Source organism: Caballeronia sp., from assembly GCF_028292365.1.
GTDB lineage: Bacteria > Pseudomonadota > Gammaproteobacteria > Burkholderiales > Burkholderiaceae > Caballeronia.
This window is the reverse complement of record NZ_JAQGMM010000384.1, coordinates 1-5710: the sequence shown is the minus strand read 5'-3', so window position 1 is coordinate 5710 and position 5710 is coordinate 1. Positions and strand designations below refer to the sequence as shown.

General features: G+C 60.5%; 6 protein-coding genes. 3 read left to right on the top strand and 3 right to left on the bottom strand.

Annotated elements, in window-relative coordinates; translation table 11 throughout:
* Positions 1-72: 72 nt before the first annotated feature.
* The 3 genes from JWR14_RS23285 (at position 73) to JWR14_RS23275 (ending at position 2806) form a co-directional block, all read left to right on the top strand.
* Complete coding sequence (locus JWR14_RS23285) at positions 73-1113, top strand: quinone-dependent dihydroorotate dehydrogenase (RefSeq protein WP_299712601.1); 1041 nt, start codon at positions 73-75, stop codon at positions 1111-1113.
* Between the two features lie 129 nt (positions 1114-1242).
* The gene (locus JWR14_RS23280; protein WP_299712598.1) at positions 1243-2034 is read left to right on the top strand and encodes a cystine ABC transporter substrate-binding protein; all 792 of its coding nucleotides are present in this window, start codon (positions 1243-1245) and stop codon (positions 2032-2034) included.
* 112 nt (positions 2035-2146) lie between these two features.
* Positions 2147-2806: an amino acid ABC transporter permease gene (locus JWR14_RS23275; protein ID WP_299712595.1), complete on the top strand. Its 660-nt coding sequence runs from the start codon at positions 2147-2149 to the stop codon at positions 2804-2806.
* Positions 2807-2834: 28 nt separating this feature from the next.
* Here the strand turns inward: JWR14_RS23275 and lepB are convergent, their stop codons facing one another.
* The 3 genes from lepB to JWR14_RS23260 all read right to left on the bottom strand — a co-directional run.
* Complete coding sequence (gene lepB, locus JWR14_RS23270; protein ID WP_299712592.1) at positions 2835-3542, bottom strand: signal peptidase I; 708 nt, start codon at positions 3540-3542, stop codon at positions 2835-2837.
* A gap of 114 nt (positions 3543-3656) precedes the next feature.
* The gene (locus JWR14_RS23265; RefSeq protein ID WP_366144589.1) at positions 3657-4637 is read right to left on the bottom strand and encodes a Gfo/Idh/MocA family oxidoreductase; all 981 of its coding nucleotides are present in this window, start codon (positions 4635-4637) and stop codon (positions 3657-3659) included.
* Positions 4638-5026: 389 nt separating this feature from the next.
* Positions 5027-5710, bottom strand: a 684-nt coding sequence (locus JWR14_RS23260; RefSeq protein ID WP_299712589.1) for an FCD domain-containing protein, incomplete at its 5' end; no start/stop codon positions are given.

Genomic DNA, 5710 nt, shown 5'->3' with positions numbered 1-5710 from the left:
CTTTTCGGCGTGCTTGCGCAAAGCCGTTAAAATGGCGCGTCTCAATTTACGCCGCTCCGGCCTTTCCACCTCGTGTTCAGCTCCCTCTACCCGCTCGCCCGCGCGCAACTTTTTCGCATGGATGCGGAAGACGCCCATCACCTGACATTGCGTATGCTTGGCGCCGCCGGCCGTACCGGACTGGCCGGCATGCTTGCCGAGCGCGCCGCCGATTCACCGCGTACCGTCATGGGCCTGAGCTTTCGCAATCCGGTCGGGCTCGCGGCGGGGCTGGACAAAGACGGGGCGTGTATCGACGGGCTGGCGTCGCTCGGGTTCGGATTCATCGAAGTGGGAACGGTCACGCCGCGCGCGCAACCCGGCAACCCGCGCCCCCGCATGTTTCGTCTGCCCGACGCGCAGGCGCTGATTAACCGGCTTGGGTTCAACAACCGCGGCGTCGATCAATTCGTCGAGAACGTCAAGGCCGCGCGGTATCGCGGCGTGCTGGGGCTGAATATTGGCAAGAATGCCGACACTCCCATAGAACGCGCCGCCGAAGATTACTTGTATTGCCTCGAGCGTGTGTATCCGTTCGCGAGCTACGTGACGATCAACATCTCATCGCCGAACACGAAAAACCTGCGCCAGTTACAGGGCGCCGGTGAACTGGACGCGCTGCTCGGCGCGCTGAAGGACAAACAACAACGTCTGTCCGACCTGCACGGCAAGCTCGTGCCCCTCGCGTTGAAGATCGCCCCCGATCTTGACGACGAGCAGGTCAAGGAGATTGCCGCCACCCTGCTGCGCCACAAGATTGACGGCGTGATCGCGACCAACACCACGTTGTCGCGCACCGCTGTGACGGGCATGAAACACGGCGATGAAGCCGGTGGTTTGTCGGGCAAGCCGGTTTTCGAAGCATCGAATGCAGTGATCCGCAAGTTGCGCGCGGAATTGGGCAGCGAGGTGCCGATCATCGGCGTGGGCGGCATCATGTCGGGAGACGACGCGCGCGAGAAACTCGCAGCGGGTGCATCGCTCGTGCAGATCTACACCGGCCTGATCTATCGAGGTCCGGCGCTCGTGACAGAATGCGTCGAAGCGCTGGCCCGCACGAGTGCCGCTGCATGACCGCATCTTTTTTGTGATCACGCACGCTCATACCCACATGAGCAAACGATCTGAAGACGGCATTGCGTTTTAGCTATCATCACCGCACTTCAGATCACTGACAAAAACCAGGACAAAGGCAAATTACTCATGAAACTGTCTCTCTTCAAAAAAGTGCTCGTGGCAGGCTTGATCAGCGCATCGCTCTCGGCCGTCGCCCACGCGGAAGACCTGCTGGACTCGGTCAAGCAACGCGGTACCTTGCGCATTGGCCTGGAAGGCACTTTTCCCCCGTTCAACTCGAAGACGCCGCAAGGTGAACTCGTTGGCTTCGACGTCGACATCGCGAAGGCAGTTGCAGCGAAGCTTGGCGTGAAGCCGGTGTTCGTGACGACTGAATGGAGCGGGATCATTGCGGGCCTGCAGGCTGACAAGTTCGATGTGATCGTGAACCAGGTCGGCATTACCGATGCCCGCAAGCAGACGCTCGATTTCTCGCCTGCCTACACGTATTCGAACGCGCAACTGATTCAACGCAAGGACGACACGCGCGACTTCAAGACGCTTGACGACCTGAAGGGCAAGAAGCTCGGCGTGGGCCTGGGTACGAACTACATGGACATGGCGAAGGCCGTACCGGGTATCGATGTGAAGACGTATCCGGGCGCGCCTGAGTACTTGCGCGATCTCGCTTCGAACCGTCTGGACGCTGCGTTGAACGACCGCCTGATGCTTGCGTACCTGATGAAGAATTCGCAGTTGCCGCTGCGCACGGGCGCGAATGTGGGCCCGGGAAATCCGTCGGGGATTCCGTTCAAGAAGGGCAATCCGAAGTTCGAGAAAGCCATTGATGACGCGATGACCCAGCTTGAGGCCGATGGTACGTTCACGAAGATCTCGGACAAGTGGTTCGGCATCGACGTGACGAAGCCGGCGAAGTAAGCCGGCACAGTCAATCCGGACCCTCACGCGTTCGGCATCGGGGCGGCTTCTTCTGGATGCCGCCCTTTGCATTTGATGCCCGCCTCCGACGTAACGCCTACACCATTGCCCCATGTCCACGACATCCCTGCTCGTTCAATCCATACCGGCCCTCGCACAAGGCGCCGTCCTGACGATCAAGTTCGCGGTCTATTCGATGTTCTTCGGCCTGATCGCGGGCACGATACTCGCGACCATGGGTATCAGCCGAAGCCGCACGCTGGTCGGCTTAGGGCGCGCTTATGTGAGCGTGATGCGTGGCACGCCGCTGCTGGTGCAGATCTTCGTGATCTATTACGGCCTGCCGAGCCTGGGTATTTCGCTCGATCCCACGCCGGCGGGGGTGATCGCGTTATCGGCGAATGTGGCGGCTTATCTGTCCGAAAGCATGCGCGGCGCCATTCTCGGGATCCAGAGTGGGCAGTGGCTTGCGGCTTACAGTCTGGGTTTATCGAGGATGCAGACGTTGCGATATGTGATTGGACCGCAGGCACTGCGGATTGCCGTGCCCAGTCTTTCCAATAGTCTGATTAGCTTGATCAAGGATACCTCGCTCGTGTCCGTGATCACGGTTACTGAATTGCTACGGAGTGCGCAGGAAGTGATCGCGGCGACATATCAGCCTTTGCCGTTATATCTTGCTGCCGCCGTGGTGTACTGGGTGCTGTGTAGCGTGCTGGAGCTCGTGCAGCGGCTGTTTGAACGAAGGTTGGCGTTGCCGGGCAGGCATTGAGAAGGGAGCGTTCGTGGGCACTGTTCCCTCAAGACTTGTCCTCTGGCGCGAGCGCAGCGGTCTGATCCAGCCTCGCCCCGAACCGGTCCAGCCTTGGCATATGATGCCGATCGGGATCCAGCGAATACGCTACCCGTGTAGCCCTTCCCATCAATTCACTGCGTGGGAAAAACCCGAAATACCTCGAGTCCGCGCTGTCGTCGCGGTTGTCTCCAAGCATCAGATACTCACCCTTGGGCACAGTCACCGGGCCAAACGAGCGTCGCGGACTGGGCGCCAGCACCGACAACCTCACAACATGCGTAACGTGCCCAAGCTTCTCGTCGAGATACTCGCCGGGCGAAGACGCATCGCCCTCCACTCCCGTGATATCGACCGGTTGATAACCCGCCCGCTTGCCGTCGATATAAAGCACGTTGTCGCGCATGGCAACCACATCGCCGGGAAGCCCGATCAAACGCTTGACGATCAGTTCATGTGCCGCCGATGAATCCACCGTCACAATGTCCCCGCGTTGGGGATCATGCAGGTGCGCAAGCGCCACGTGCGTAAATGGAATACGCAGGTCGTACGCCATTTTATCGACGACAATCCGGTCACCTTCGCGAATGGTAGGCAGCATGGAACCGCTTGGCACCACGTTCCAGTCGGCGATAGCGCTGCGAAAAAGCGCCATTAACACTAGAAACGCAATCAGGTTCCGATATTCGCGCCAGAGTCGGGGTAACAGTCGCATGGTGGAGAATGCCGGCGGTTGAGGACGACGCAGCTTAACGTCGAAACCTGAAATGACGCTTAAATTAAATCGAGCGGTCGGCCCGCTCAGTCGGCCCGCTCAGTCAGCCCGTGCCTATTCTGTTTCGAAAGGAAACCGCACGCCAAGGTCGCGGCGCGCAGCATCGGTGATGGAAATCATCTGCATGGAGACGGCATGCCGCATGATCGGGCTCTCTGTCTCGCCACCGCGCAGCAGCTCGCAAAAATGCGCGGTCTCGTAGTTCAAGCCACCTCCCTCGAACGGCGCATCCAGTTCAACGGTGCGGCCATCCACGTAGCGGATCGTCGCGCGTGCAGGATTCCACCAGTTCTCGTGGATGGTCACCGTGCCGCCGGTCCCAGCCAGCAACGCATCGCCCTTGCCTTGCAGATCCAGTCCGCAGAACAACTGCGCAACGCCGCGTTCATGCCGCACATTCAAGCTCGCGAAAGTGTCCACGCCGGTCTGCCCAACGCGCCCAAAAGTCTGCACCTCAAGCGGTTCGCCCAGCCAGTCCACGGCGAGAAACGCTTCGTAGATACCAATATCGAGCAACGCGCCGCCACCCATTTCCATCGAATATGAAGGGTGCGAAAGCGGCACGTTCGCGATCGAACAACCGGCTCGAACGAGACCAATTTCACCGATAGGGTCGGCCGCAAGATGCTCACGCAACTGCGCGTAAAGCGGATAAAACGGGGGTTTCATCGCTTCCATAAACAGCAGCTTCGATGAACGCGCCACGTCGATCATCTCCTGCAACGCCCTCGCGTTAACAGCCGCCGGCTTCTCGCAAAGCACGGCGCGTCCCGCCTGGAAAGCACGCAGCGCGTACTGAGGATGGCTGTCCTGCATCGTCGCAATGTACAGCGCGTCGATGTTCTCAAGCAGCGCATCGAAGCTCTCGTACGCCTTGGCATGAAACTGCGAGGCGAACGCTTGCGCCGGTTCGGGCCGTCGCGACCAGACCCCGCCAAGCGTCGCACCCGGCACGAAGGCCAGCCCCTGGGCAAATCTGTGTGCAATGTTCCCTGCGCCAACGATGCCCCAACGGATCGTGCTCTGTGCGTTCATCTGTCCCGCTCCCCGCATGCAGTGTGAATAGTCGGCCAAGGCCGGCGATGCGCACATTGTCCCATTGTCCGCCACGCAAGTGCTCTGCGTGAAGCCTGGACAATGCGCCTCGGCAATGAACGCACGATCATGCACAACGTGTCGCGTTGCGGTCACTGAGTTCAAGGGAATACGTTGGAGAGGGTGTCGTTCGACGCGCGGACCATCTGGCGTCAATATCAGGCAGGAGGATAGGCAGGAAGTTAGGCAGGAAGATGAAGTGAAACGTTTGCGTAAGTAAAAACCCGAATAGGGCGCTGCTCGCGCCCGGCCACGATGAACGTGACCAGAAACCTCGGGCCAGCTTCGACACGCCGGAACCCTCCCGGACGCGAAGCTTCGACCATGCGTCAGGCGCCGGCTGATTCGGATTCGCCGACCGGTGGCGACGAACTGTCCTCGCGGCGTTCAAGCGAAAATGCCCGCCCGACTTCCTCCGCGGTGACATCGATCAGCGTGCTCATCGCGCGCTCGGCCAAACCGGCATCGTGAGCCTCGATCGCTTCCACCACGCGGCGCTGCGCTTCAAGCGTCGCGTCGCGCATGGTCACAATGCCCGCCACGATCGGATAGACCGTCACCAGCGCACCCCGCACGATAGCCGTCATCTGCTGGAAGAACTGGTTACCGCTCGCGGCCACAATGCGCGTATGCAACGCGACATCGGCGGCCTGATACTCGGGCTCGCTGCCGTTGAGCGAAGCAAGCGCGTCGAACGCATCGCGAATCCCGCTCACTTCGTCCGGCGTTGCACGGGCTGCTGCCAACGCGGCCGCACGCGGCTCGATCAACATGCGGAACTCGATCACGTCGCGCAGGAACGCCTGATCCGGCGTCGCACGGAAGCGCCAGCTCACCACGTCTTCGTCGATCAGCCGCCAGTCGCTCATCGGCCGGATCCGCGTGCCCGTCTTGGGACGCACATCCAGCATGTGACGCGCGAGCAGCATGCTCAAGGCCTCTCGCATCACGGTCCGACTCACGTCGAACTCCTTCGACAAGACGTCCTGCGGAGGCAGGATCGCGCCGTACTT

Bases quoted from the DNA above. Each gene is read 5' to 3' on its own strand.
- JWR14_RS23265 (WP_366144589.1), bottom strand. From the start codon at position 4,637: ATGAACGCACAGAGCACGATCCGTTGGGGCATCGTTGGCGCAGGGAAC.
- JWR14_RS23280 (WP_299712598.1), top strand. From the start codon at position 1,243: ATGAAACTGTCTCTCTTCAAAAAAGTGCTCGTGGCAGGCTTGATCAGC.
- JWR14_RS23275 (WP_299712595.1), top strand. From the start codon at position 2,147: ATGTCCACGACATCCCTGCTCGTTCAATCCATACCGGCCCTCGCACAA.
- lepB (WP_299712592.1), bottom strand. From the start codon at position 3,542: ATGCGACTGTTACCCCGACTCTGGCGCGAATATCGGAACCTGATTGCG.